We start from the raw sequence: 22,329 nt of genomic DNA, 5'->3' as shown, positions 1-22,329 counted from the left end.
ATATGATATTAAATAAAAAAATAGATATCTTATATATTTATGAAAAAAATCGAAAATCTTAATGTGATAATTAAGTGAAAATATCTACTCCCCGAGAACTGAGATAGTTCTGAATATAATCCTCTAATTACTTTAGGTATATTCATCGTGAAAGATCAGACAAATTTTCTTGCTTACGCTCAGGTTACAATCCTGCTATGGTAATCCCCCCGAAAAGCCCCTATCCATAAGAATAGAGGCTTTCAAGTTATGTATCTATCATTAATTACTGCATGTTCTTGCTATTGAAAAAGTATTAACTGAAGGAAGTATTTGTCTTTGCATAATCAAAAGGTGAAATAACGTGCTGCCTATTCGCATCAAGAAAATCAGCCCACCACTGCAGCATTAGCTTGCGTTCATCAAGATGCTCGGCTTTGTGAATATACGCCGCGCGCACAGAGTTACGCTCCATATGGCTCATCTGCCGTTCCACCGCATCCCTCGACCACAACCCTGATTCAATCAGCGAGCTACATGCCATCGTCCTGAAGCCATGGCCGCAGACTTCAACCTTAGTGTCATAACCCATAACACGCAGCGCTTTGTTCACCGTATTTTCACTCATCGGTTTTCGTGGATTGTGATCACCAATAAATATCAACTCGTGGTCGCCGCTAAATTTTTGTATCTGCTTTATGATCTCTAGTGCTTGTCGGGAAAGTGGAACAAGATGAGGTGTATGCATTTTTGAACCCCGCTGAGAATGCTTAACACCCTCAATCGGTTCTCGCTCTGGAGGGATCGTCCACATAGACGTTTCAAAGTCGATCTCTGACCAACGAGCAAAACGTAACTCACTGGAGCGTATGAAAATGAGTAACGTAAGCTCTACTGCCAGACGAGTTAACGGTCTTCCAGTATAATTATCAATTCGATGAAGTAGCTCAGAAGTACGTTTTAACTCAAGTGCCGGACGATGCTGTCGATTAGCGGATGCGACAGCCCCTGCCATCTCCTGAGCAGGGTTGTAGTCAATCAAGCCACTTTGTACTGCGTAACGCATAATTGCCGTTGTGCGTTGTTGAAGGCGTGATGCCACTTCGAGATGACCCGATGCCTCTACAACTTTAATGGGTGCTAATAAATCACGGGTTTTGAGTTCGGCAATATTACGTTTGCCAATGGCAGGAAAGAGGTTGTCTTCCAGGCTTTTCAGCACACGTCGGCTATGTTCTTCCGACCACTTTTTATTTGTCGCATGCCATTCAACAGCGAGCTCTTCGAAAGTACGCGCTTCTTCCAGCTCAACCTTATCATTTTTCTTTTTGTCTCCCGGATCGATGCTGTTTGCCAAAAGCTTACGAGCTTCATCGCGACGAGCTCTGGCATCAGCAAGAGATACGTCAGGGTAAACCCCTAAAGCCAGCATTTTTTGCTTTCCGCCAAAGCGGTACTGCAGACGCCAGTATCTTGAACCATTTGGGTGGACGAGAAGATGCATACCGTTGCCATCGGTCAGCTTATATTGCTTATCCGTTGGTTTGGCTGTTCTGACTTTGATATCTGTTAGAGCCATGCTTATCCCCTCCCTGTTGGTACAAGCATTATCGAACCGGAAATACCATCATCTGTACCAACATGTGTTGGTAGATGTACGTTGAAGTCGGTTGACCTTGAGAGAGTTAATATAGCGAGAAAGGTAGGTAAATGCTGGATTTTAGGCATAAAAAAAGACCTCAGTTGAGGTCTATTTACATACATATGGTGCCGAAGGCCGGACTCGAACCGGCACGTCTTTCAACGGTTGATTTTGAATCAACTGCGTCTACCGATTTCGCCACTTCGGCACGAAGAGGTATGCGGAAAACGTTGGGGATTATACCTGTCGTGCTTAACCTTGCAAGCCCCATTCTATCGTTTACGTGCTAAGTGCTGAAAAAATCAGCGCACCTTCAACTCCTTATCCTTTCTACTGCTCTTCCCGGCCTGTATAGCTCACAAATTCACTAAATCTATCCTTCCTCGGTTTACATCACCTTTCATTTGTTATGTGATCACGTTACGGGTTTCAGTAACCCAACTCCCCTTCTGCATCACCAAATCGTAACCGGGAAAACGTGAATGGATTTTTATCAGGCTGATCCCACGCTTGAGAACTATTGGCGCGGAGTAATCCTTTTTGGAAGAAACGTCGCATCTTACAAATTTGCCCTCGCGCATGCTTTGTATGATGTGGATAAATCAGGTAGCGACCTGGTCACGCTTGAAGATCTTGCCGTTCCGTTTAGCCGCCATCTTTGTGAGCATCTTTTACATGCTCCAAAGCAAATCACATCCCGGCGCAGTCAGTATCTGGAAGCCTGCGTGCAGTTCAACAATGGTGAGATATCGCAGGATAAATTGACGGAAACCACGGTGCGGCTCGGGTTTAACAATGTGATTGATGCCTTCCATAACGTTAATCAAGGCGAGATCGAGAAGCGCTTTTTCCTTGATGAGCGAAAAACGCATAAAGGAATCCGGCTTACCGATAATTTTTATCAGCTGAGCGAACGCCAGCAATATCAGAATCTGGCCTTTGAAACGAACGCTCGATGGAATCTGGTTGAGCAGGCCTGGGCGATGGGCGTTTCACGGAATCTGGTTGCGGTTGAGTTTGATGAACATAATCAACTGCTGTTTAGCCGTATTAATGAAAGGCGAGTCGATATCACCAGTTGCCGGGACAGTTTGAATGGTTACCAGAAAGGCCGTTGTTTCTACTGTTTTAAACCCATCAGCCTGATACCCGGCGACGCCGAACTGGCTGACGTTGATCACTTCATTCCCTGGTCTGCGCGTGAAGAGGTCAACAATATCAATGGCGTGTGGAATTTGGTGCTGGCGTGTAAATGCTGCAACCGTGGCGTTGAGGGTAAATCTTCGCATTTGCCGAGCCGCAAACTGTTGCAGCGGCTTCATGCTCGCAATGAGTATTTTATTCAAAGCAAACTGCCACTCCATGAAACCATTGTGAAACAGACGGGAAAGCAGACCGTGCAGCGGATAGATTTTCTTGAAAGCCACTGGCATAAAGTCAAAAACAACAGGCTGTTCCACACCTGGGAACCGAAAGCAGAAGGCGAGGCTACATTCTGATGACGCTCAATTATTACCAAAACCATGCGCAAACCTTTTTCGACGGCACAGTGAATGTTGATATGTCTTCGCTGTACGAATCTTTTACCCGCCATTTACAGCCAGGTGCGACGGTTCTGGATGCAGGCTGCGGTTCCGGGCGTGATGCTAAAGCCTTCCATGAAATGGGTTATATCGTCGATGCGTTTGACGCTTCTTCAGAAATGGTGGCGTTGGCAACGCAACATAGCGGTTTGTCCGTTCAACAAATGACGTTTGCCGATATCAGTGCTAAGAAAAAGTACGACGGCATCTGGTGTTGTGCTTCTCTGCTCCACGTTCCCAATCAAGAATTACCGGTTGTGATGCACAAACTAACTGATGCGCTGAAATCCGGCGGCACCTGGTATGTCTCGTTTAAGTATGGCGAAAGTGAGCGTGAGAAAGATGGGCGTCGGTTTACGGATATGAATGAAACCAGTCTCAATAAATTACTGGAGTCCCTTTCGGAAATAGATATTGAGACGATTTGGACGACGGCAGATAAACGCCCCGAGCGTGACGAGATGTGGCTGAATGCACTTCTCAGAAAACGCTAGCCCACCACTGGTTTTCCCCACACATCATGATAGTCTTTCAAAGATAATCCCCTTCGGAGATAGCACCCGTTTATGATACGCCTCGCTGTTATTGGAACTAACTGGATCACCCGTCAGTTCGTCGATGCTGCCCACGAAAGTGGCAAATATAAACTCACCGCGGTCTACTCCCGCTCGCTGGAACAGGCGCAAACCTTCGCCAGTGACTATCCGGTGGAACATCTCTTTACCGATCTCGATGCGATGGCGAAGAGCGACGCCATTGATGCAGTTTATATCGCCAGCCCGAACTCTCTGCATTCCCCGCAAACTCTGCTGTTTCTCAGCCATAAAAAACATGTGATTTGCGAGAAGCCGCTGGCGTCTAATTTGCGTGAAGTGGAAGCGGCGATTGCCTGCGCGCGTGGAAACCAGGTTGTGCTGTTTGAAGCGTTTAAAACGGCGAGCTTGCCGAACTTTATCGCGCTGCAACAGGCGTTGCCGAAAGTGGGTAAGATCCGCAAAGTGCTGCTCAACTATTGCCAGTATTCCTCGCGCTATCAGCGTTATCTCAATGGCGAGAACCCAAACACCTTTAATCCGGCGTTTTCCAACGGCTCGATTATGGATATCGGTTTTTATACGCTGGCCTCGGCGGTTGCGCTGTGGGGCGAGCCGTATTCGGTTCACGCGACCGCAAGCCTGCTGGAAAGCGGTGTCGATGCGCACGGTTCGGTGCAGATGAATTACGGTGATTTTGATGTGAATCTGCTGCACTCAAAAGTGAGCGACTCAACTATTCCAAGCGAGATTCAGGGCGAAGCCGGTTCGCTGGTGATTGAGAAAATCTCTGAATGCCAGCGCATCACCTTTATCCCTCGTGGTGGCAAACCGCAGGATCTAACGCTCCCACAGCATATCAATACTATGCTTTATGAAGCCGAAGTCTTTGCTCGTCTGGTCAATGACAACGAAGTCAATCATCCAGGTCTGGTGACGTCGCGTTCTACTGCGTTGCTGAGCACAGAGATTCGCGCGCAGACTGGCGTGAAATTCCCGGCAGATGATCTCCCAGTACATTCACCTGCGTGATGCATCGGCGTAAAGCTGTGTAAAACAAAGAGGGAAATGTTGACGAAATGTATGGGAAGTAATATTTTCCTGCCCGCAAAGGGGAGTAACTTCTTCGTCGGTTAATCGTCATTACGGTGTTTAAAAATAAAACACCCGGTTACCGGGCAACATATATATGTAACGTATATATGTTGTAAGTGAGACCTTGCCGGAAGGCGAGATCCCTGTTGCAAGCATTAGCGGCTGGCGTCTTCCGACGTTGGCCGTTTTTGTTTTGTTTGAAGGAAACCCTTTTATGAATAGTGTCGGCACTCCATTACTGTGGGGCAGTTTTGCTGTCGTGGTCGTTATCATGTTGGCCATCGATCTGCTGCTTCAGGGTCGTAAAGGCTCACACACCATGACCATGAAGCAGGCGGCCGTATGGTCCCTGGTTTGGGTTACGCTTTCGCTGCTGTTTAATGCGGCATTCTGGTGGTATCTCACCGGCACATCGGGCCGTGAAGTAGCGGATGCTCAGGCTCTCGCCTTCCTCACCGGTTATCTGATTGAAAAATCACTCGCCGTGGATAACGTGTTTGTCTGGCTAATGCTGTTTAGCTATTTCGCCGTGCCTGCAGCCTTGCAGCGCCGCGTGCTGGTCTATGGCGTGCTGGGCGCAATTGTGCTGCGTACCATTATGATTTTCGCCGGCAGTTGGCTAATTTCTCAGTTTGAGTGGCTGCTGTATGTGTTCGGCGCCTTCTTGCTGTTCACCGGTTTCAAGATGGCGCTGTCGAAAGAAGATGAAGGCGGTATTGGCGATAAACCGCTGGTACGCTGGATTCGCGGCCACCTGCGCATGACGGATAAAATCGAGGGCGAAAGGTTCTTCACCCGCCAAAATGGGGTGCTGTTCGCCACTCCGTTGCTGCTGGTGCTGATTCTGGTTGAATTGAGCGATGTGATTTTCGCGGTAGACAGTATTCCGGCTATTTTTGCGGTAACGACCGACCCGTTCATCGTGCTGACTTCAAACCTGTTTGCCATCCTCGGTTTGCGTGCAATGTACTTCTTGCTGGCGGGCGTAGCTGAGCGCTTCACCATGCTGAAGTATGGATTGGCGATTATCCTGATATTTATCGGGGTGAAGATGATGATTGTCGATTTCTACCATATCCCAATCGCGATTTCGCTGGGCGTGGTGGGTGGCATTCTGGCGTTAACATTGATCATTAACGCTATTGTTAACTACCGTAACGATCAGAAGAGACTCGCGAAGTAATATTTCGTCGGATGGCACTACGTTTATCCGACCTTCGAAAAACTTCTCTGACCCCGTCTTTGGCGGGGTTTTTCTTTTTACGATATCAACTGTGCGAAGTGCCGCTAATGTCACACATTTGTTAAAATTTAGTTATAAAAACTAGCTTATACCGAAATAATCAGTGTTTACTACTTACTACCCTGAGACATTTCCTTATACTCAACCAGGCAAACACCAATCTATACATCCGGTCGAAAAGCACCTTAGAGTGCAGGCCAGGATGGGACGACACACTAAACAGGAAGGTTATTCATGGCAACACAATCCCCAGGTATTCTAAATCGCCTGGCAAAGGGCAGTCTGGTAAAACAGATTTTGGTTGGACTGGTGCTCGGTATCGCGCTGGCAGCTATTTCAAAACCTGCGGCAATTGCCGTTGGGTTGCTCGGTACATTATTCGTTGGAGCGTTGAAAGCCGTCGCTCCGGTACTGGTTCTGATGTTGGTTATGGCATCCATTGCTAACCACAAACATGGTCAGAAAACCAGTATCCGTCCGATTCTGGTTCTTTATCTTCTGGGTACCTTCACCGCTGCATTGACCGCTGTGGTGATCAGTTTCGCGTTCCCTTCAACGCTACATCTGGTGACTGGCGCAACGGACATCACCCCGCCATCAGGCATTGTAGAAGTCATGCGCGGTCTGCTGATGAGCATGGTTGCAAACCCAATTCATGCGCTGCTGAACGCCAACTACATCGGGATTCTGGTGTGGGCTGTGGGTCTGGGCTTTGCTCTGCGCCACGGCAATGAAAGCACCAAAAATCTGATTAACGATGTTTCCGACGCAGTGACGTTCATCGTTAGAGTGGTGATTCGCTTTGCCCCAGTCGGTATTTTTGGCCTGGTCGCATCAACACTGGCAACCACTGGCTTTGAAACACTGTGGAGCTATGCGCAACTGCTGTTGGTACTGGTTGGCTGCATGTTCGGTGTGGCGCTGGTCATCAACCCACTGCTGGTGTTCATCAAGATTCGTCGCAACCCGTACCCGCTGGTGTTTGCTTGCCTGCGTGAAAGTGGCGTTACCGCCTTCTTTACCCGTAGTTCTGCGGCCAACATTCCCGTGAACATGGCGCTGTGCGAGAAGCTGAATCTTGACCGCGATACCTATTCTGTCTCTATCCCGTTGGGTGCAACCATCAATATGGCGGGTGCGGCAATCACTATTACCGTGCTGACGCTGGCGGCGGTGAATACTCTGGGCGTGCCGGTAGATTTACCTACTGCGCTGCTGCTGAGTGTGGTCGCTTCGCTGTGTGCTTGCGGGGCTTCTGGTGTGGCGGGCGGTTCTTTGCTGCTGATCCCACTGGCCTGCGGCATGTTTGGTATCCCGAATGAGATTGCCATGCAGGTAGTCGCTGTCGGCTTTATCATCGGCGTGTTGCAGGATTCTTGCGAAACCGCACTCAACTCCTCAACAGATGTGCTGTTTACAGCGGCGGCTTGCCAGGCAGAAGATGCACGCCTGGCGGATAAAAACCCGTTACGCGGTTAATGTTTAACGCTCCCTGTCTTACGAGGCAGGGAGTAACATAACTGAGATTTGTCGGGTGGCGCTGCGCTTAACCGACCTACAAAAGAGTCCGATTATCCCTCTTGTTGCTGCACTTCTTTTTCGACCTTAAACGGATCAATTCCTCGCCTTTGCATACGCCAGAAACGAACGATGTTCAGGCCATTCATCACCAAAAAACTCCCTTCGATTAATGTCCCGCCAATCGATCCCAGCCAGAAGTTATGCGTCACCCAGCAAGCCGTTGAACACCACATCACACAGCGTATCGTCAACCCTTTGCAGCGGAACAACGCCCAGGTACTGGCAACAGTTCCGGCAATCGGCAGCAATTCCATTGCATGATCAAATTTCGCCAGGCCTAACCCCAGGGTTAGTGCAATGAAAATCCCCATTACCCACAAGCTACGCGTACGCAAAGAGATAACCGTGCGGAACGCGTTAAGTTCGGCACTCATGCCTGCCGGGCTTGCGCCCATCAAAAAGAAGTGAATGCCGATGATGGCGCTGTATGCCGCCAGTTGCAGTTTGAAACGCCGTTCATCGCGATTGATGAAGGTGGTAATGCCGACCAAAAAGGCGAGAACGCCGACGCCCTGGGCAACCCAATACGCGGTCATGACTAATCCTTGTGAGTAAAATTAGGCGAAAAAAAACGGCATTTCGAAAATCAAAATGCCGTTTCATGTTATCACCTAAGGGGTTTTTTACAACGTAACGCCGCTTTTAAAGATGGCTAATTCGCGGAAATCATTACGTTCATTACAGGTCTTTTTACCGTTGGCAATATCAACAATGGTGTCGATAAACTCAGTCAGCAAGGTATTCATATCGCTGCCGTGCAGCAGTTTGCCTGCGTCAAAATCAATCCAGTGCGGCTTTTTGGTCGCCAGTTCACTGTTAGTTGCGATTTTAACAGTTGGCACAAAACCACCGTATGGCGTGCCGCGCCCGGTGCTGAACAACACCATGTGGCAACCTGCTCCAGCCAGTGCGCTGGTTGCAACCGCATCGTTACCTGGTGCGCTTAACAGGTTCAGACCTGGCGTTTTCAGGCGCTCGCCATAACGCAGCACATCAACCACTTCGCTCTCACCGGCTTTTTGCGTGCAGCCGAGGGATTTTTCTTCGAGCGTGGTGATACCGCCAGCTTTGTTCCCTGGTGATGGGTTTTCGTAGATCGGCTGGTTGTGTTCGATGAAGTATTGTTTGAAGTCGTTCACCATGGTGACGGTTTTTTCAAACGTTGCTTCGTCGCGGCAATGGCTCATCAGAATGCGTTCAGCGCCAAACATTTCCGGCACTTCCGTCAGCACAGTCGTGCCACCGTTCGCCACCATATAGTCGGAGAAACGGCCCAGCATTGGGTTTGCCGTAATACCGGACAAACCATCTGAACCACCGCATTCAAGGCCGAATTTTAGTTCGCTGATTTTACCTGGTTCGCGCTTGTCGTGACGCATCACTTCATACAGCTCTTGCAGTTGCTCAAGCCCGGCTTCTACTTCGTCGTCTTGCTGCTGGCAAACCATAAACTTCACGCGCGACGCATCGTATTCGCCCAGCGTTTCGCGGAAGGCACTCACCTGGTTGTTTTCACAACCGAGGCCAATCACCAGTACCGCACCTGCATTCGGATGATGCACCATATTTTGCAGCATGGTGCGGGTGTTGATGTGGTCTTCACCCAACTGAGAGCAACCAAACGGATGGCTGAACAGGAACACGCCGTCGATATCTTCGGCGTCGTTATTCTGCTTCAGGAAACGGTTCTGGATTTGGCGTGCAATGCCGTTGACACAACCGACAGTGGGCAAAATCCATAACTCATTACGCACACCGACCGTACCGTTCTCACGGCGATAAACGTTGACTTCACGGTCCGCTGCCTGGCTTGCAAGAGACTGGAAATCAGGTTGATAGCGATACTCATCCAGGTCGCTCAGATTAGTACGCGCATTGTGTGAGTGAATGTGCTCACCGGCTTCAATGGTGGCCAACGCGTGGCCAATCGGCAAACCGTACTTAACAACATTCTCACCTTGCGCGATGGTGCCAAGCGCAAATTTGTGGCCGCGCAGTACCGGCTGGCGCAGAGTCACCTCTGCCCCTTCGACGGTAACGACTTCACCTTCAGCCAGGTCCACTAACGCAACAGCGACGTTATCTTGCGTATGGATCTTGATGTATTGCATATCAACCTCAGAGCCTGATTAGTTCAGTTCAATGCCAAAGTAGTCTCGGGCGTTGTTAAAGCAGATGTTTTCTACCATGCTGCCCAGCAGTTTGATGTCTGCTGGCGCTTCGCCTGCTTCCACCCAGCGGCCAATCATCTGGCACAGAATGCGACGGAAGTATTCGTGGCGGGTGTATGACAGGAAGCTGCGGCTGTCAGTCAGCATGCCCACAAAGCGGCTTAACAGACCCAGTTGTGCCAGCTGCGTCATTTGACGCTCCATGCCATCTTTCTGGTCGTTGAACCACCAACCGGAACCAAACTGCATTTTTCCTGGCATACCTTCGCCCTGGAAGTTGCCGATCATGGTGCCCAACACTTCGTTATCGCGTGGGTTCAGGCAATACAGAATCGTTTTTGGCAGTTCATTGTTTTCGTTTTGCTTGCTGAGCAGGCGAGAAAGTTCTTCAGCCATTGGGCGGTCGTTGATGGAGTCAAAGCCCACATCAGGCCCCAGCAGTTTGAACTGGCGCAAGTTGTTGTTACGCAGCGCACCGATGTGGTACTGCTGAACCCAACCGCGACGGGTATATTCCGCAGCCAGCCAAACCAGAACCGCAGTTTTGAACTGGGCGGTTTCGTGCTCGCTTGGGGTTGCGCCAGAAAGGCGACGCGCCAGAATGCCATCCAGTGTCGCTTCGTCTGCTTCAGCAAACAGCACCACATCTAATGCATGGTCAGACACTTTACAGCCATGCTCGGCGAAGTGATCCAGACGCTTGCTCAGTGCGGCTTGCAGGTCGCTGAAACGGCGGATGTCGGTATCAGACACTTCGGCAAGTTTGCCCATGTATTCAACAAAAGTAGCTTGTTCAATGTTGAACGCTTTGTCCGGGCGCCAGCTTGGCAGCACTTTGGTTTCAAACGCGTCAAGCGCGATTTGGCGGTGGAAACGCAAATCGTCAATTGGGTCATCAGTGGTGCCGACCATTTTCACGTTCATCTGCTTCATGATGCCGCGAGCAGAGAAGCTATCCTGGGCCAGCAACTCGTTACATTCGTTCCAGATTTCATCAGCAGTGGTTGGGGACAACAGCTTGCCAGTGATGCCAAACGGACGGCGCAGTTCAAGGTGAGTCCAGTGGTACAGCGGGTTACCGATAGTGTGCGGAACAGTAGCGGCCCAGGCATCGAACTTCTCGCGGTCAGTCGCATCGCCAGTACACAGACGCTCTTCCACACCGTTAGCACGCATGCCGCGCCACTTGTAGTGATCACCTTTTAACCAGATGTCATACAGGTTTTTGAAACGGTAATCTTCAGCAACCTGCTGTGGTTGTAAGTGGCAGTGATAGTCGAAAATAGGCTGATCGGCTGCAAATTCATGGTACAAGCGGCGGGCAAATTCTGTATCCAGGAGAAAATCTTCAGTCATAAACTGGGCCATTGTAGGGTTCCTCTGTTCATAGCAGTTCGATGCTTGCGCATAATGCAAATAAAGTTATCACACCAATTTCCAGAGACCGAGTGGATTTTTGTGGTATTCGTCACAAAAACCACACTTTTATTGTTAATATTGTGTTTAAAAAGAATCCGTATCCCGCGCCAGTTCTGGTCTGCAAGCCCCTTCTCCCCTGGAGTGAGCAGATCTACACTTTTGTGATATCACTCAACTTTTGAAGCTGTATGACAAGTTATCTTTCCTGCCGTTGCAATACATCAGTAATGGAAATACATCAGACGCTGGTATCACGAACAGCGCATTGCGGTACGGAAACCGGAATTGCCACAGTTTGTTTATTTTAAGGCAAGGTACGGGTCGTACCGGGTGATACCCCCGGATATGAACCCCTCTAATCGAACACTCGTTCTGGCAGCAATGCCGGACGTGCAACCGCATGACACACGGTTGATTATGAAGACGGGATGAAATTCCAATGGGAAAGATTAAAGGCTTACGCTGGTACATGATTGCCCTGGTAACTATGGGCACCATACTGGGTTATCTAACACGTAATACTATTGCAGCGGCCGCTCCAACATTGATGGAAGAGCTGCATATTTCGACTCAGCAATATTCCTACATTATAGCCGCCTACTCAGCTTGCTATACCATTATGCAGCCCGTTGCGGGCTACGTGCTTGATGTCCTGGGGACTAAAGTAGGCTACGCCTTCTTCGCGGTCGCATGGGCAATTTTCTGTGGTGCAACAGCACTGGCGGGAAGCTGGGGTGGCCTGGCAATTGCTCGTGGTGCCGTGGGTGCTGCAGAAGCCGCCATGATCCCTGCTGGCCTGAAAGCCAGTAGCGAATGGTTCCCGGCTAAAGAGCGTTCTATCGCAGTAGGTTACTTCAACGTCGGTTCTTCTATCGGCGGCATGATTGCTCCACCATTAGTCGTTTGGGCGATTGTCATGCACAGCTGGCAGATGGCATTCATCATCTCTGGTGTGCTGAGCTTTGCCTGGGCAATGGCTTGGTTGATTTTCTACAAACACCCACGCGATCAGAAACGACTTTCTGAAGAAGAACGTGAATACATCATTGGCGGTCAGGAAGCTCATCACCAGACCGGCAACAGCAAGAAAATGAGCGCCTGGAAAATCGTGCAGAACCGCCAGTTCTGGGGTATCGCACTGCCACGTTTCCTGGCAGAACCCGCGTGGGGGACTTTCAACGCCTGGATCCCATTGTTCATGTTCAAAGTGTATGGCTTTGACCTGAAACACATTGCGATGTTTGCCTGGATGCCAATGCTGTTTGCTGACCTGGGCTGTATCGTTGGCGGCTACCTTCCTCCTATTTTCCAGCGCGTATTCGGCGTGAACTTGATTGTTTCCCGTAAAATGGTTGTGACCATGGGCGCGATTCTGATGATTGCTCCAGGCACCATCGGTCTGTTCACCAGCCCATATGTGGCAATCGCCCTGCTGTGTGTTGGCGGTTTTGCTCACCAGTCACTGTCTGGCGCACTGATTACGCTCTCTTCTGACGTATTTGGTCGTAATGAAGTGGCAACCGCGAATGGCCTGACCGGTATGGCGGCATGGACTGCGAGCACCATGTTTGCTCTGGTGGTTGGTGCGTTGGCCGATACCCTTGGCTTCAGCCCACTGTTTGCAGCTCTGGCGGTGTTCGACATCCTCGGTGCTATCGTTATCTGGACCGTGCTGCAAAACAAACCCATCAGTGAGTTGAATGACCAGCAAAAACCGAAACAAGCGTTAGCATAATCGGTGTCTCAGTTTGCACTTAAAGCCGCCTTAATGGCGGCTTTTGTGTATCCAGAATATGGAGCCTATCTTTGAAAAGTGGTATAACAAATAAGGTTAACCGCAGGACCTTTCCCGGAGCTACAGATGGATATTATGGAACCACGTCGTCTTTATCAGCAACTGGCCGCTGAACTTAAACAACGCATCGAAAACGGTGTTTATTTGGTTGGGGAAAAACTCCCGGCGGAGCGCTTTATTGCTGAAGAGAAGAACGTGAGCCGCACTGTGGTTCGTGAAGCAATAATCATGCTGGAAGTGGAAGGATACGTCGAAGTACGCAAAGGCTCCGGCATCCATGTCATCGCCAATCAGGCGAAATACACCAATCTTCCTGATGAACAGTTTGAATTCGCTAGTTTTGGTCCCTTTGAGCTGCTGCAAGCTCGTCAGTTGATTGAGAGCAATATCGCTGAATTTGCGGCGACGCAGGTCACTAAGCAAGACATCGTCAAGCTCATGGAAATTCAGGAAATGGCGCGTAATGAGCACAATTTCCAGGATTCAGAGTGGGATCTTCATTTCCACACTCAGGTGGCTCTGGCATCACAAAATACAGCCCTTGCAGCCATCGTGGAAAAAATGTGGAGCCAACGCATCCACAACCCATACTGGAAAAAACTTCACGAGCATATTGATAAGCGTACCGCTGACAACTGGTGCGACGATCACGACCAAATTCTTAAGGCACTGATTCGTAAAGACCCACATGCGGCTAAAGTGGCGATGTGGCAACACCTGGAAAACACTAAACAAATGCTGTTTGATGCAACCAGTGATGATTTCGAGTTCAATGCTGATCGCTATTTGTTTGCGGATAATCCGGTAATTCATCTCGATACCGCAGCAAACGGCCAAAAGTAGTCATTTTCCTCTCGCGAGGGTAAGCAAACCAACAATAGTGTCAGCGTTTGTAAATACCCTCGCCAGCCCCTCGACTAGCAATCAAAATCGTCCCTCAACAAAGCACAAATACTGTGACGCCTTACACAGAGCTTTGTTACAATTAGATGCAATTTCACTGTAAGAATCAGCTTTGCTTTCACTACCTGTTCGCTTTCATAGGGAAATGTAATACGAACCGGCAAAGAGCAGTGAATGACAATCGGCAACAACACAACACACATAACAAAGCCGTGCTCTACCATCTGACTTTGATCAGCGGTCTTAATCGATGTGCCAGGAACACTGAATGGAACTTTTCACGCAATTGTTGAACGCTTTATGGAACCAGGATTTTGAAACGCTCGCCAATCCAGGAATGATTGGCATGCTTTATTTCGTGTTATTCATGATTTTATTCCTTGAAAATGGTCTGTTACCAGCAGCTTTCCTGCCCGGTGATAGCTTGTTAGTTTTGGTCGGTGTATTGATTGCCAAAGGGGCTATGGGTTTTCCTGAAACCTTGCTTTTATTAACCACCGCCGCAAGTCTCGGCTGTTGGCTCAGTTATATTCAAGGGCGCTGGCTTGGGAATACGCGCATTGTGCAGAATTGGCTTTCGCACCTTCCTGCACACTACCATCAACGCGCGCATAGCTTATTCCACAAACATGGTTTGTCTGCGTTGCTGATTGGCCGTTTTATCGCTTTTGTTCGCACCCTGCTGCCAACTATTGCCGGTTTATCCGGTCTGAATAATGCGCGCTTCCAGTTCTTCAACTGGATGAGCGGGTTATTGTGGGTTCTGATTTTGACCTCGCTGGGTTATCTGCTTGGCAAAACACCAGTATTCCTGAAATATGAAGATGCGTTGATGTCCTGCCTGATGCTGTTACCAGTGGTGTTACTGGTATGCGGCCTGATCGGTTCGTTGATTGTGCTTTGGCGTAAGAAATACGGTAACCGCAGTTAAGAGGGATGACGATGAAAACACACGTTTTTCGTGGCCTGCGGGCCACGATATTGATCGGTGTTGTTGCGGCAGCGTCCATATTGATATGGTCTGGAATGCAGCGCACCGAATCAACGCTGGAAATTCGCTCTAATCAACAAGGTATCAGCATGCCTGACGGCTTTTTTGTCTGGCATCATCTTGATGCTAACGGTATCCGCTTCAAAAGCATTACCCCTGAAAACAACTCCTTGTTGATCAAATTTGATTCAAGTGCGCAAAGCGAAGCCGCAAAAGTCGTGTTGTACAGGACACTGCCGCATGGTTATGTCATCGCTCAACAAGAAGAAGAAGACAGCGCCAGCAGTTGGCTGACACGCATGCTCAACGAAAATATCCGCATCGGCTAACCCTTTCCAAAATCCTAAATTGTTACCACGGATTGGGTTTATACTCAGTTTCTGACTATGCTTGTTTACTTAAATCGCTACAAATCATCATTTTCGAATAATTTCTGGATTCTTTGTGTGTTTAACCTTACGGCTAAACGTACATCACAATGGAAGGTTTAACATGAACACTCGTACCGTATTGGCTATTGCCTTGTTATCTTTAACTTCTGCGGCACATGCCAACTCGCTGTGCAGTGAGAAAGAGCAGGATATTCAACGTGAAATTGGCTATGCGGAAAAACATCAGAACAAAAGTCGTGTCGATGGGCTTAATAAAGCGTTGAAAGAAGTCCGCGCCAATTGTACTGACAGCAGTTTACGCGCGGCCCATCAGAAGAAAATCAACGAGCAAAAAGCCGAAATTACCGAACGAAAAGCTGACCTCAAAGAAGCTCGCGAAAAAGGCGATGCGGAAAAAATTACCAAGCGGGAGCAGAAGCTGTCTGAAGCAGAACATGAACTGAAAGTCCTGCAGGCCCGTGATTACTAAGACTCTTTAATAAACCCGTCATTCTTAGAAAATCTGGAGAGAACTATGTCAAAAGATACTACATCAGAACACTTGCGCGCAGAGCTGAAATCCCTGGCTGATACCCTTGAAGAAGTGCTGAGTGCATCGACGGACAAGTCAAAATCCGAACTTGAAAGACTGCGTGGCAAAGCCGAAAAAGCGCTGAAAGAAAGCCGTGTCCGTCTGGGTGATACCGGCGACGTGATTGCCAAACAAACGCGAGAAGCGGCGGCAAAAGCTGACGATTATGTTCGTGAAAATCCATGGACCGGCGTGGGTATTGGGGCGGCGATTGGCGTCGTGCTCGGTGTCCTGCTGACTCGCCGTTAATTATGCCTGAATCCCATCACACTCAAGGGCCGGGCAAAAGCGTCCTCGGCATTGGTCAGCGCATCGTCACCATCATCGTTGGGATGGTGGAAACGCGCCTGCGTCTTGCCGTGGTTGAACTGGAAGAAGAGAAAGCCCATCTGGTTCAGTTGCTGTTAATGCTTGGGTTAACCATGCTATTTGCAGCATTCGGATTAATGAGCCTGGTGGTGCTGATTTTCTGGGCCGTCGAACCGCAGTATCGTCTGAATGCCATGATTGCGACGACCGCAGTCCTGCTGGGGCTTGCGGTGATCGGAGCTATCTGGACGCTGCGTAAATCTCGCCAGTCCACACTGCTGCGCCATACTCGTCGTGAACTCGAAAACGACCGTGCTTTGCTGGAAGATGACTAACCATGAGCAACCGTGAGCTTGATAAGCGCAAGGCCTTTTTACTCAGCCAGATTCAACAACAACGGCTGGATTTAAGTGCCAGCAGGCGCGATTGGCTGGAAGCGACAGGCGCCTATGATCGCGGCTGGAATACCTTACTGAGCTTGCGCAGTTATGCGTTAATCGCCAGCAGCGTGATGGCTATCTGGACTGTGCGCCACCCGAGTTTCCTGATGCGCTGGGCCAGACGCGGTTTCGGTGCCTGGAGCGCCTGGCGCCTGATTCGCAATACGGTGCAACAGCAATCGCAGTAATCCCTAACGCCGCTTAAAATAAGCGGCGTTTTTATTAGCAGGCTTACTCAAGTAATTTGAAAAACATCGACAGTATTCCTTGCTAACAATCCATTAATGCCCCGTCTATTATCCTCCACATCAACCGCAGTTAACGGTAACCACCGGAAATTGCAAAGACAAAAAATCCTGGGCTGATAGCACCCAATAGAATTTCTCTGGAGAGTAAAATGAAAAAATTAGATGATGCTGGTGTACTGTTAGCTCGTATCTTGATGCCAATTCTGTTCATCGTTGCAGGTTGGGGCAAAATTAACGGTTATGCCGGTACTCAACAATATATGGAAGCGATGGGCGTCCCAGGGTTCTTGCTGCCTTTGACCATTCTGCTTGAGTTTGGCGGCGGTCTGGCCATCCTGTTCGGCTTCTTCACACGTACCACGGCGATTATCACTGCGGTATTTACGCTTCTGACGGCATTCCTGTTCCACGCTGATTTCAGCCAGGGCCCGAACTCCATCATGTTTATGAAGAACTTCACCATTGCCGGTGGTTATCTGTTACTGGCTATCTTCGGGCCAGGCGCATACAGCATCGACCGCCTGCTGAAGAAAAACTGGTAAGGTTCTATACTGATTATCAATAAGAGCGAAGGTTCATCCCTTCGCTTTTTTGTTTTTAAAGCTCACCTGGAGAACAGCATGGGACAGTTAATTGATGGCGTCTGGCACGATGTCTGGTATGACACCAAATCTACCGGTGGCAGTTTCAAACGTTCAGAGTCAGTGTTTCGCAATTGGCTGACGGCTGATGGCGAACCCGGTGCGAACGGTAAAGGTGGCTTTGCCGCTGAAAAAGACCGTTACCATCTCTATGTTTCCCTCGCTTGTCCGTGGGCGCATCGCACCCTCATCATGCGAGCTTTGAAAGGCCTCGAATCTTTTATCTCGGTTTCGGTGGTTAACCCGCTGATGTTGCAAGATGGCTGGACGTTCGATGACGACTTCCCGAACGCGACCGGTGATGGCCTATACCAGCACGAATATCTCTATCAACTCTATCTGCAAGCTGACCCAAACTACACCGGCCGCGTTACCGTTCCGGTTTTATGGGACAAGAAAACCCAGACGATTGTCAGTAACGAATCTGCTGAAATCATTCGCATGCTGAATACCGCGTTTGATGCCAAAGGGGCTCGTGCCGGAGATTATTATCCGCCACAGTTACGCAGCCAGATTGATGAACTGAATAGCTGGATTTACGACACCATTAATAACGGCGTGTATAAAGCAGGTTTTGCCACTTCTCAGGAAGCTTATGATGAAGCGGTCAGCAAAGTGTTTGAATCACTGGCACGCGTCGAGCAAATCCTTGGCCAGCACCGCTATTTAACCGGTGACCAACTGACTGAAGCCGATATTCGCCTGTGGACTACACTGGTACGTTTCGATCCTGTGTACGTCACCCACTTTAAATGCGACAAACACCGCATTAGTGATTACCTGAATATCTACGGATTCTTGCGGGATATCTACCAAATGCCGGGCATTGCCGAGACCGTCGATTTCGCGCATATCCGCAATCACTATTACCGCAGCCATAAAACGATTAACCCAACGGGCATTATTTCCATTGGCCCTGCGCAGGATTTAAATGAGCCACATGGTCGCGATGAACGGTTTAACCACGGTTGATTAAATTCACCCAAGCTATAATTTACGCAAAAATCATTCGCGACTATTCTTGAATTAGATCGTTAGAACTCAAGGTAGGCAAAAAATGGATTGGTATTTCAAAGTACTAAGAAATTACATTGGTTTCAGCGGACGGGCGCGACGTAAAGAATTCTGGATGTTCATTCTGGTGAACCTGGTACTGACCGTCGTGTTAACCATTCTGGATAAGATGTTAGGACTGCGAATTGCGAAAGAAGAAGGTCTGCTGGCTACCATTTATGGCCTGCTGATTTTCCTGCCTTACTGGGCTGTACAGTTCCGTCGTTTGCACGATACCGATCGTTCAGCCTGGTGGTTACTGCTGATATTTATTCCGATTGTCGGCTGGCTGATTATTCTGGCGTTCAACTGCCAGAATGGCACACCGGGTGAGAATAAATACGGTTCAGATCCAAAAGCGATGGATGCCAGATTAGTCAGTGAATAATGCTTTGCCCCTCACCCTAGCCCTCTCCCTGAGGGAGAGGGAATTGTCCGGTTTTCCCCCTCTCCTGAGGGAGAGGGCCGGGGTGAGGGCGTAGCCACTACTTCAATAATTTTGGAATTTCACGCAAGCACCAGGCTTTCGCCTCGCCCATGCTATCGCGTCGCCACGCCATAATAATGTCAATTTCGTTGGTGTATTCAGGGCTCACCACGCGCAAACGCCCTTCGGCAATATCCTGTTCGACCAGCGGATAAGGCATCGTCGCCACACCCAAACCGGCCAACAACGCCTGCCGTTTATCTTCCATGCTACTCACCGTCAAACGCGGCTGTTTATCCAGTAATTGCACCGTGATCACCGGGCGTTCCCGCGCAGTATCAGCCACCGCAATACCGCGATACTTCACGCGTGTCACTTCTGAAAGTGGCTCCGGTTCTTTGTGAATCGGGTGGTCGGGTGCGGCGACATAAACGCTCATCACCTTGTACAACTTGCGCGAGTTAATCTCCGATGAAGAACGGAAATGCATATCCGGCGCAATCACAATATCCGCTCGCCCCTGCTCTAAACGCTCCCATGAACCCGCCAAAACTTCCGTAATGATCGATAACTGAGTGTCCGCTTTACCTGCAAGTTTTTCGACTAACGGATACAACTTCGCCGTTGGCACCAGCGCTTCAGTCACGATGGTGAGATGCGTTTCCCAGCCGCGAGCTAGTGCTTCAGCATCAGTCGTCAGTTTTTCAGCCGCTTCGAGCAAAACTCGCCCGCGCTCCAGCAACATGCGCCCGACATTGGTAAATTTTGTGCGATGGCCCGAACGGTCAAACAGCACCACATCCAGTTCTTCTTCAAGCTTCTGCATGGTGTAACTCAGCGCTGACGGCACACGCCCTAGCTCATCAGCAGCCGCGGCGAAACTCCCGCGCCGGTCAATTGCGTCCATGACCCGCAATGCTTCCAGCGTCAATGCTCTCTCTTTAGCCATCTCGTTCTCATTCAGGAAATTTGAACATACCGAGCAGATTAACTAGCTAACAATGCAACGTCCAGAGTTTTACCATGGGCCTAGTGTAAAAAGAGGCCATGAAATTATGATTACGCCAAGAACTGCCAAACAATGCGGAAAAGCGGACTACGGATGGCTGCAGGCACGCTATACGTTTTCTTTCGGTCACTATTTTGACCCGAAATTGCTGGGCTATGCATCGTTGCGCGTACTCAATCAGGAAGTCCTGGCACCTGGCGCTTCATTCCAGCCGCGAACTTATCCGAAGGTCGATATCCTCAATTTGATTCTCGAAGGCGAAGCGGAATACCGCGACAGCGAAGGTAACCATGTTCAGGCGAAAGCAGGTGAAGCGTTGCTGCTTTCCACCCAACCTGGGCTGAGTTACAGCGAGCATAATCTCAGTAAAGAGAACTCGCTGACGCGTATGCAGTTGTGGCTGGATGCCTGCCCGGAGCGTGAAAACCCATTGGTGCAAAAAATCAGCCTGACAGACCAGCCGCAGCAATTGCTGGCGTCGCCGGATGGCAGCAAAGAGAGCCTGCAATTGCGCCAGCAAGTGTGGGTCCATCAAATTGAACTGGAGAAAGGCCAGCAATTGAGTTTCCAGTTACATGGCCCGCGAGCTTATTTGCAGTCGATTCACGGTGCAGTTCATGCAGTTACATCTGCCGAGCAAAAAGAAGGGCTTACCTGCGGCGATGGCGCTTTTATCCGTGACGAAGCTAACATAACGTTGGTTGCAGATACTCCACTGCGTGCATTGCTGATAGATTTACCGGTCTGACCAGTGCCAAAGTCTGACCAACAGGAGTTATTTGTGAGTAAAAAACTGGCTACCCGGAAGAGTACAAAAAAAGCAGCGCCGTCACCTGTGGCAGCGGTTGCCATTATCACGGCAACCGCTGAACCCGAACTCAGCTACGACGAAATGTTGAACGAGCTGGAAGCCATTGTTATCGAAGCGGACGTCCGCCTGACCGAGATGGCTGAAGAAGAAGCTTAGGGATATCAGGCAACTTTGTTAGCCATAATCGTAATAATCTGACGGTCTGTGTGTTGCATTGCCTGGCTTGCCAGTGCACACAGATTGCTTATCGACTGCTCTACATCATGAGCAACGATACCTTCATTCCCCGTGACCGAAGTATTATCCAGCGCCATCAGTACCGCTTTCCATGCCGAAGCAGCACTGGTCGACACTTTCATCGCACAGCTATTTGATGCGCCATCGCAAATCATCCCACTAACATCACCAATCATATTGCTGATTGCCATCGAGATACTCTGATAACTTCCGTCAATTAACCAGGCTATCCCAGCCGCAGCACCCATCGCGGCCGTCGTTGCTGCGCACAATGCCGACAACGTAGGTAACTGATGGTGAATGTAGATAGCGGTCAGATGCGACAGTATCAACGCACGCGCCAGCCGCTCGCTATCGCAACCAAGGTGCTCGGCTACCACCACAACCGGCATCGTCGCCGTAATCCCCTGGTTACCAGAACCTGAGTTGCTCATTGCAGGCAGACAAGCCCCCCCCATGCGCGCATCAGATGCCGCCGAAGTACGGATCATTATGTCACTTAACAGATCCTTAGCCATTAAACCGCGATCGCGATGGCGGCTTAATGTCGAACCAATATGCAAACCATATTGCGCCCGCAATCCTTCGCGCGACAGTTCACCGTTGAGCAACGCGGCATCAAGAATAAAACCTATATCGTCAAACGGAACGCTCTGGGCAAACTCAACAATCTGCTCGAGGTTAAATCGCTCCAGATGGTACGCCTGCTCATTGTCAACGGGCTTAGCCTCCCCTTGCGCATCGAACAATACCGCTCCGTCCTTTTCGATACGGCTTACCCTGGTATGTTCGCCAGATATCACCACCGTCGCTGACTCTTCTGCGGTATAGACCGTAACGCGGGTATAGAGGATTTCCTCACAAAGTTCCTGAATTGTCACCGTCACTTTGCCACTTGCCAACAGCAACTTCCCGGCGGCAATCGCCTCTACTGGCGCACCTTTGAGAACTTCTAACCCCGCCAGCGGATCGCCGCCCAATGCACCCACTGCGGCGGCAATAGGTAGACCCACCATTCCCGTTCCAGGAACGGTAACTCCCATGCCATTTTTCATCAGATTAGGTGAAACCTTGGCCTCAATTCGAATCACTCTCCCGGCCAAATGCGAGGCAGCCAGTGCGCTTGCCAGCGCCAGTGAAACGGGTTCCGTACACCCTACTGCTGGCTTCACATTTTGTTTTACCGCACGGATTAACTCTGCCCACGCAGGGTTCATTTCTGTATTTGTCATTTTTTTAACCTTAATACTGAGAAC

General features: G+C 49.6%; 24 protein-coding genes and 1 tRNA gene. 18 read left to right on the top strand and 7 right to left on the bottom strand.

Features of this window, described 5'->3' with window-relative positions; genetic code table 11:
- Window positions 1-295 precede the first annotated feature (295 nt).
- The gene (locus EC843_RS18730; RefSeq protein ID WP_133522832.1) at window positions 296-1,558 is read right to left on the bottom strand and encodes an integrase arm-type DNA-binding domain-containing protein; all 1,263 of its coding nucleotides are present in this window, start codon (window positions 1,556-1,558) and stop codon (window positions 296-298) included.
- A 186-nt stretch (window positions 1,559-1,744) separates the two neighbouring features.
- A tRNA-Leu gene (locus EC843_RS18725) sits at window positions 1,745-1,829 on the bottom strand.
- Between the two features lie 274 nt (window positions 1,830-2,103).
- Between EC843_RS18725 and EC843_RS18720 the strand changes: the two genes are divergently transcribed.
- The 5 genes from EC843_RS18720 (at window position 2,104) to sstT (ending at window position 7,554) form a co-directional block, all read left to right on the top strand.
- Entirely contained in the window at window positions 2,104-3,120 is a 1,017-nt protein-coding gene (locus EC843_RS18720) for an HNH endonuclease (RefSeq protein ID WP_133522831.1), read from the top strand.
- Complete coding sequence (locus EC843_RS18715; RefSeq protein ID WP_133522830.1) at window positions 3,120-3,698, top strand: class I SAM-dependent methyltransferase; 579 nt, start codon at window positions 3,120-3,122, stop codon at window positions 3,696-3,698. Before EC843_RS18720 ends, EC843_RS18715 begins: the two co-directional genes overlap by 1 nt.
- A gap of 72 nt (window positions 3,699-3,770) precedes the next feature.
- A complete protein-coding gene (locus tag EC843_RS18710) occupies window positions 3,771-4,769 on the top strand; it encodes a Gfo/Idh/MocA family oxidoreductase (RefSeq protein ID WP_133522829.1) in 999 nt (332 codons plus the stop codon).
- Between the two features lie 277 nt (window positions 4,770-5,046).
- Window positions 5,047-6,015: a TerC family protein gene (locus EC843_RS18705; protein ID WP_064540382.1), complete on the top strand. Its 969-nt coding sequence runs from the start codon at window positions 5,047-5,049 to the stop codon at window positions 6,013-6,015.
- Between the two features lie 294 nt (window positions 6,016-6,309).
- Entirely contained in the window at window positions 6,310-7,554 is a 1,245-nt protein-coding gene (sstT, locus tag EC843_RS18700; protein WP_064540384.1) for a serine/threonine transporter SstT, read from the top strand.
- A 92-nt stretch (window positions 7,555-7,646) separates the two neighbouring features.
- Here the strand turns inward: sstT and EC843_RS18695 are convergent, their stop codons facing one another.
- The 3 genes from EC843_RS18695 to uxaC all read right to left on the bottom strand — a co-directional run bounded on the left by EC843_RS18695 (window position 7,647) and on the right by uxaC (window position 11,195).
- A complete protein-coding gene (locus EC843_RS18695) occupies window positions 7,647-8,192 on the bottom strand; it encodes a YgjV family protein (RefSeq protein WP_064540386.1) in 546 nt (181 codons plus the stop codon).
- Between the two features lie 87 nt (window positions 8,193-8,279).
- Window positions 8,280-9,767 carry an altronate dehydratase family protein gene (locus tag EC843_RS18690; protein ID WP_133522828.1) on the bottom strand — a complete coding sequence of 496 codons (1,488 nt, stop codon included), beginning with the start codon at window positions 9,765-9,767 and terminating at the stop codon, window positions 8,280-8,282.
- A gap of 18 nt (window positions 9,768-9,785) precedes the next feature.
- Window positions 9,786-11,195 carry a glucuronate isomerase gene (uxaC, locus tag EC843_RS18685; protein ID WP_133522827.1) on the bottom strand — a complete coding sequence of 470 codons (1,410 nt, stop codon included), beginning with the start codon at window positions 11,193-11,195 and terminating at the stop codon, window positions 9,786-9,788.
- 490 nt (window positions 11,196-11,685) lie between these two features.
- Here uxaC and EC843_RS18680 point away from each other — a divergent pair, with 490 nt between their 5' ends.
- The 11 genes from EC843_RS18680 (at window position 11,686) to EC843_RS18630 (ending at window position 18,977) form a co-directional block, all read left to right on the top strand.
- Window positions 11,686-12,981, top strand: coding sequence for an MFS transporter (locus EC843_RS18680; protein ID WP_064540396.1), 1,296 nt, complete (start codon window positions 11,686-11,688; stop codon window positions 12,979-12,981).
- Window positions 12,982-13,107: 126 nt separating this feature from the next.
- Window positions 13,108-13,884: a transcriptional regulator ExuR gene (gene exuR / locus EC843_RS18675; protein ID WP_064540399.1), complete on the top strand. Its 777-nt coding sequence runs from the start codon at window positions 13,108-13,110 to the stop codon at window positions 13,882-13,884.
- A gap of 328 nt (window positions 13,885-14,212) precedes the next feature.
- A complete protein-coding gene (gene yqjA, locus EC843_RS18670; protein ID WP_064540402.1) occupies window positions 14,213-14,875 on the top strand; it encodes a DedA family general envelope maintenance protein YqjA in 663 nt (220 codons plus the stop codon).
- A gap of 11 nt (window positions 14,876-14,886) precedes the next feature.
- Complete coding sequence (gene mzrA / locus EC843_RS18665) at window positions 14,887-15,264, top strand: EnvZ/OmpR regulon moderator MzrA (protein WP_064540405.1); 378 nt, start codon at window positions 14,887-14,889, stop codon at window positions 15,262-15,264.
- Between the two features lie 163 nt (window positions 15,265-15,427).
- Window positions 15,428-15,796, top strand: coding sequence for a DUF1090 domain-containing protein (locus EC843_RS18660; protein WP_064540408.1), 369 nt, complete (start codon window positions 15,428-15,430; stop codon window positions 15,794-15,796).
- Window positions 15,797-15,841: 45 nt separating this feature from the next.
- Entirely contained in the window at window positions 15,842-16,147 is a 306-nt protein-coding gene (locus EC843_RS18655; protein ID WP_064540411.1) for a YqjD family protein, read from the top strand.
- A gap of 2 nt (window positions 16,148-16,149) precedes the next feature.
- A complete protein-coding gene (locus EC843_RS18650; RefSeq protein ID WP_064540414.1) occupies window positions 16,150-16,542 on the top strand; it encodes a phage holin family protein in 393 nt (130 codons plus the stop codon).
- 2 nt (window positions 16,543-16,544) lie between these two features.
- Window positions 16,545-16,835: a YqjK-like family protein gene (locus tag EC843_RS18645; RefSeq protein WP_064540417.1), complete on the top strand. Its 291-nt coding sequence runs from the start codon at window positions 16,545-16,547 to the stop codon at window positions 16,833-16,835.
- 209 nt (window positions 16,836-17,044) lie between these two features.
- Window positions 17,045-17,437: a DoxX family protein gene (locus EC843_RS18640; RefSeq protein ID WP_064540420.1), complete on the top strand. Its 393-nt coding sequence runs from the start codon at window positions 17,045-17,047 to the stop codon at window positions 17,435-17,437.
- A 78-nt stretch (window positions 17,438-17,515) separates the two neighbouring features.
- Window positions 17,516-18,508: a glutathione S-transferase family protein gene (locus EC843_RS18635; protein ID WP_064540423.1), complete on the top strand. Its 993-nt coding sequence runs from the start codon at window positions 17,516-17,518 to the stop codon at window positions 18,506-18,508.
- Between the two features lie 85 nt (window positions 18,509-18,593).
- Entirely contained in the window at window positions 18,594-18,977 is a 384-nt protein-coding gene (locus tag EC843_RS18630) for a DUF805 domain-containing protein (RefSeq protein ID WP_064540426.1), read from the top strand.
- Window positions 18,978-19,074: 97 nt separating this feature from the next.
- On the opposite strand, the gene EC843_RS18625 is transcribed toward EC843_RS18630, so the two are convergent.
- Window positions 19,075-19,965, bottom strand: coding sequence for a LysR family transcriptional regulator (locus EC843_RS18625; protein WP_133522826.1), 891 nt, complete (start codon window positions 19,963-19,965; stop codon window positions 19,075-19,077).
- Between the two features lie 106 nt (window positions 19,966-20,071).
- Here EC843_RS18625 and EC843_RS18620 point away from each other — a divergent pair, with 106 nt between their 5' ends.
- Both EC843_RS18620 and EC843_RS18615 read left to right on the top strand, forming a co-directional pair.
- Window positions 20,072-20,773 carry a pirin family protein gene (locus EC843_RS18620; RefSeq protein WP_064540644.1) on the top strand — a complete coding sequence of 234 codons (702 nt, stop codon included), beginning with the start codon at window positions 20,072-20,074 and terminating at the stop codon, window positions 20,771-20,773.
- A gap of 87 nt (window positions 20,774-20,860) precedes the next feature.
- Window positions 20,861-20,992 (top strand): hypothetical protein, encoded by a 132-nt coding sequence (locus tag EC843_RS18615; protein ID WP_232887239.1) that lies wholly within the window; start codon window positions 20,861-20,863, stop codon window positions 20,990-20,992.
- A gap of 5 nt (window positions 20,993-20,997) precedes the next feature.
- On the opposite strand, the gene EC843_RS18610 is transcribed toward EC843_RS18615, so the two are convergent.
- On the bottom strand, window positions 20,998-22,305 hold the full coding sequence (locus EC843_RS18610) for an L-serine ammonia-lyase, iron-sulfur-dependent, subunit alpha (RefSeq protein ID WP_133522825.1): 1,308 nt from the start codon (window positions 22,303-22,305) through the stop codon (window positions 20,998-21,000).
- Window positions 22,306-22,329: the final 24 nt, after the last annotated feature.

Origin of the sequence: Buttiauxella sp. JUb87, assembly GCF_004361975.1 — a bacterium.
Lineage (GTDB): Bacteria > Pseudomonadota > Gammaproteobacteria > Enterobacterales > Enterobacteriaceae > Buttiauxella > Buttiauxella ferragutiae.
Note: the sequence above shows the minus strand (reverse complement) of the source record. Positions and strands in the feature narration are given on the sequence as shown.

Bases quoted from the DNA above. Each gene is read 5' to 3' on its own strand.
- EC843_RS18660 (WP_064540408.1), top strand. From the start codon at position 15,428: ATGAACACTCGTACCGTATTGGCTATTGCCTTGTTATCTTTAACTTCT.
- mzrA (WP_064540405.1), top strand. From the start codon at position 14,887: ATGAAAACACACGTTTTTCGTGGCCTGCGGGCCACGATATTGATCGGT.
- EC843_RS18610 (WP_133522825.1), bottom strand. From the start codon at position 22,305: ATGACAAATACAGAAATGAACCCTGCGTGGGCAGAGTTAATCCGTGCG.
- EC843_RS18690 (WP_133522828.1), bottom strand. From the start codon at position 9,767: ATGCAATACATCAAGATCCATACGCAAGATAACGTCGCTGTTGCGTTA.
- EC843_RS18640 (WP_064540420.1), top strand. From the start codon at position 17,045: ATGAAAAAATTAGATGATGCTGGTGTACTGTTAGCTCGTATCTTGATG.
- EC843_RS18680 (WP_064540396.1), top strand. From the start codon at position 11,686: ATGGGAAAGATTAAAGGCTTACGCTGGTACATGATTGCCCTGGTAACT.
- uxaC (WP_133522827.1), bottom strand. From the start codon at position 11,195: ATGGCCCAGTTTATGACTGAAGATTTTCTCCTGGATACAGAATTTGCC.
- EC843_RS18625 (WP_133522826.1), bottom strand. From the start codon at position 19,965: ATGGCTAAAGAGAGAGCATTGACGCTGGAAGCATTGCGGGTCATGGAC.
- EC843_RS18630 (WP_064540426.1), top strand. From the start codon at position 18,594: ATGGATTGGTATTTCAAAGTACTAAGAAATTACATTGGTTTCAGCGGA.
- EC843_RS18710 (WP_133522829.1), top strand. From the start codon at position 3,771: ATGATACGCCTCGCTGTTATTGGAACTAACTGGATCACCCGTCAGTTC.
- EC843_RS18695 (WP_064540386.1), bottom strand. From the start codon at position 8,192: ATGACCGCGTATTGGGTTGCCCAGGGCGTCGGCGTTCTCGCCTTTTTG.
- exuR (WP_064540399.1), top strand. From the start codon at position 13,108: ATGGATATTATGGAACCACGTCGTCTTTATCAGCAACTGGCCGCTGAA.
- EC843_RS18720 (WP_133522831.1), top strand. From the start codon at position 2,104: ATGGATTTTTATCAGGCTGATCCCACGCTTGAGAACTATTGGCGCGGA.
- EC843_RS18635 (WP_064540423.1), top strand. From the start codon at position 17,516: ATGGGACAGTTAATTGATGGCGTCTGGCACGATGTCTGGTATGACACC.
- EC843_RS18650 (WP_064540414.1), top strand. From the start codon at position 16,150: ATGCCTGAATCCCATCACACTCAAGGGCCGGGCAAAAGCGTCCTCGGC.
- sstT (WP_064540384.1), top strand. From the start codon at position 6,310: ATGGCAACACAATCCCCAGGTATTCTAAATCGCCTGGCAAAGGGCAGT.
- EC843_RS18655 (WP_064540411.1), top strand. From the start codon at position 15,842: ATGTCAAAAGATACTACATCAGAACACTTGCGCGCAGAGCTGAAATCC.
- EC843_RS18730 (WP_133522832.1), bottom strand. From the start codon at position 1,558: ATGGCTCTAACAGATATCAAAGTCAGAACAGCCAAACCAACGGATAAG.
- EC843_RS18715 (WP_133522830.1), top strand. From the start codon at position 3,120: ATGACGCTCAATTATTACCAAAACCATGCGCAAACCTTTTTCGACGGC.
- EC843_RS18645 (WP_064540417.1), top strand. From the start codon at position 16,545: ATGAGCAACCGTGAGCTTGATAAGCGCAAGGCCTTTTTACTCAGCCAG.
- yqjA (WP_064540402.1), top strand. From the start codon at position 14,213: ATGGAACTTTTCACGCAATTGTTGAACGCTTTATGGAACCAGGATTTT.
- EC843_RS18620 (WP_064540644.1), top strand. From the start codon at position 20,072: ATGATTACGCCAAGAACTGCCAAACAATGCGGAAAAGCGGACTACGGA.
- EC843_RS18705 (WP_064540382.1), top strand. From the start codon at position 5,047: ATGAATAGTGTCGGCACTCCATTACTGTGGGGCAGTTTTGCTGTCGTG.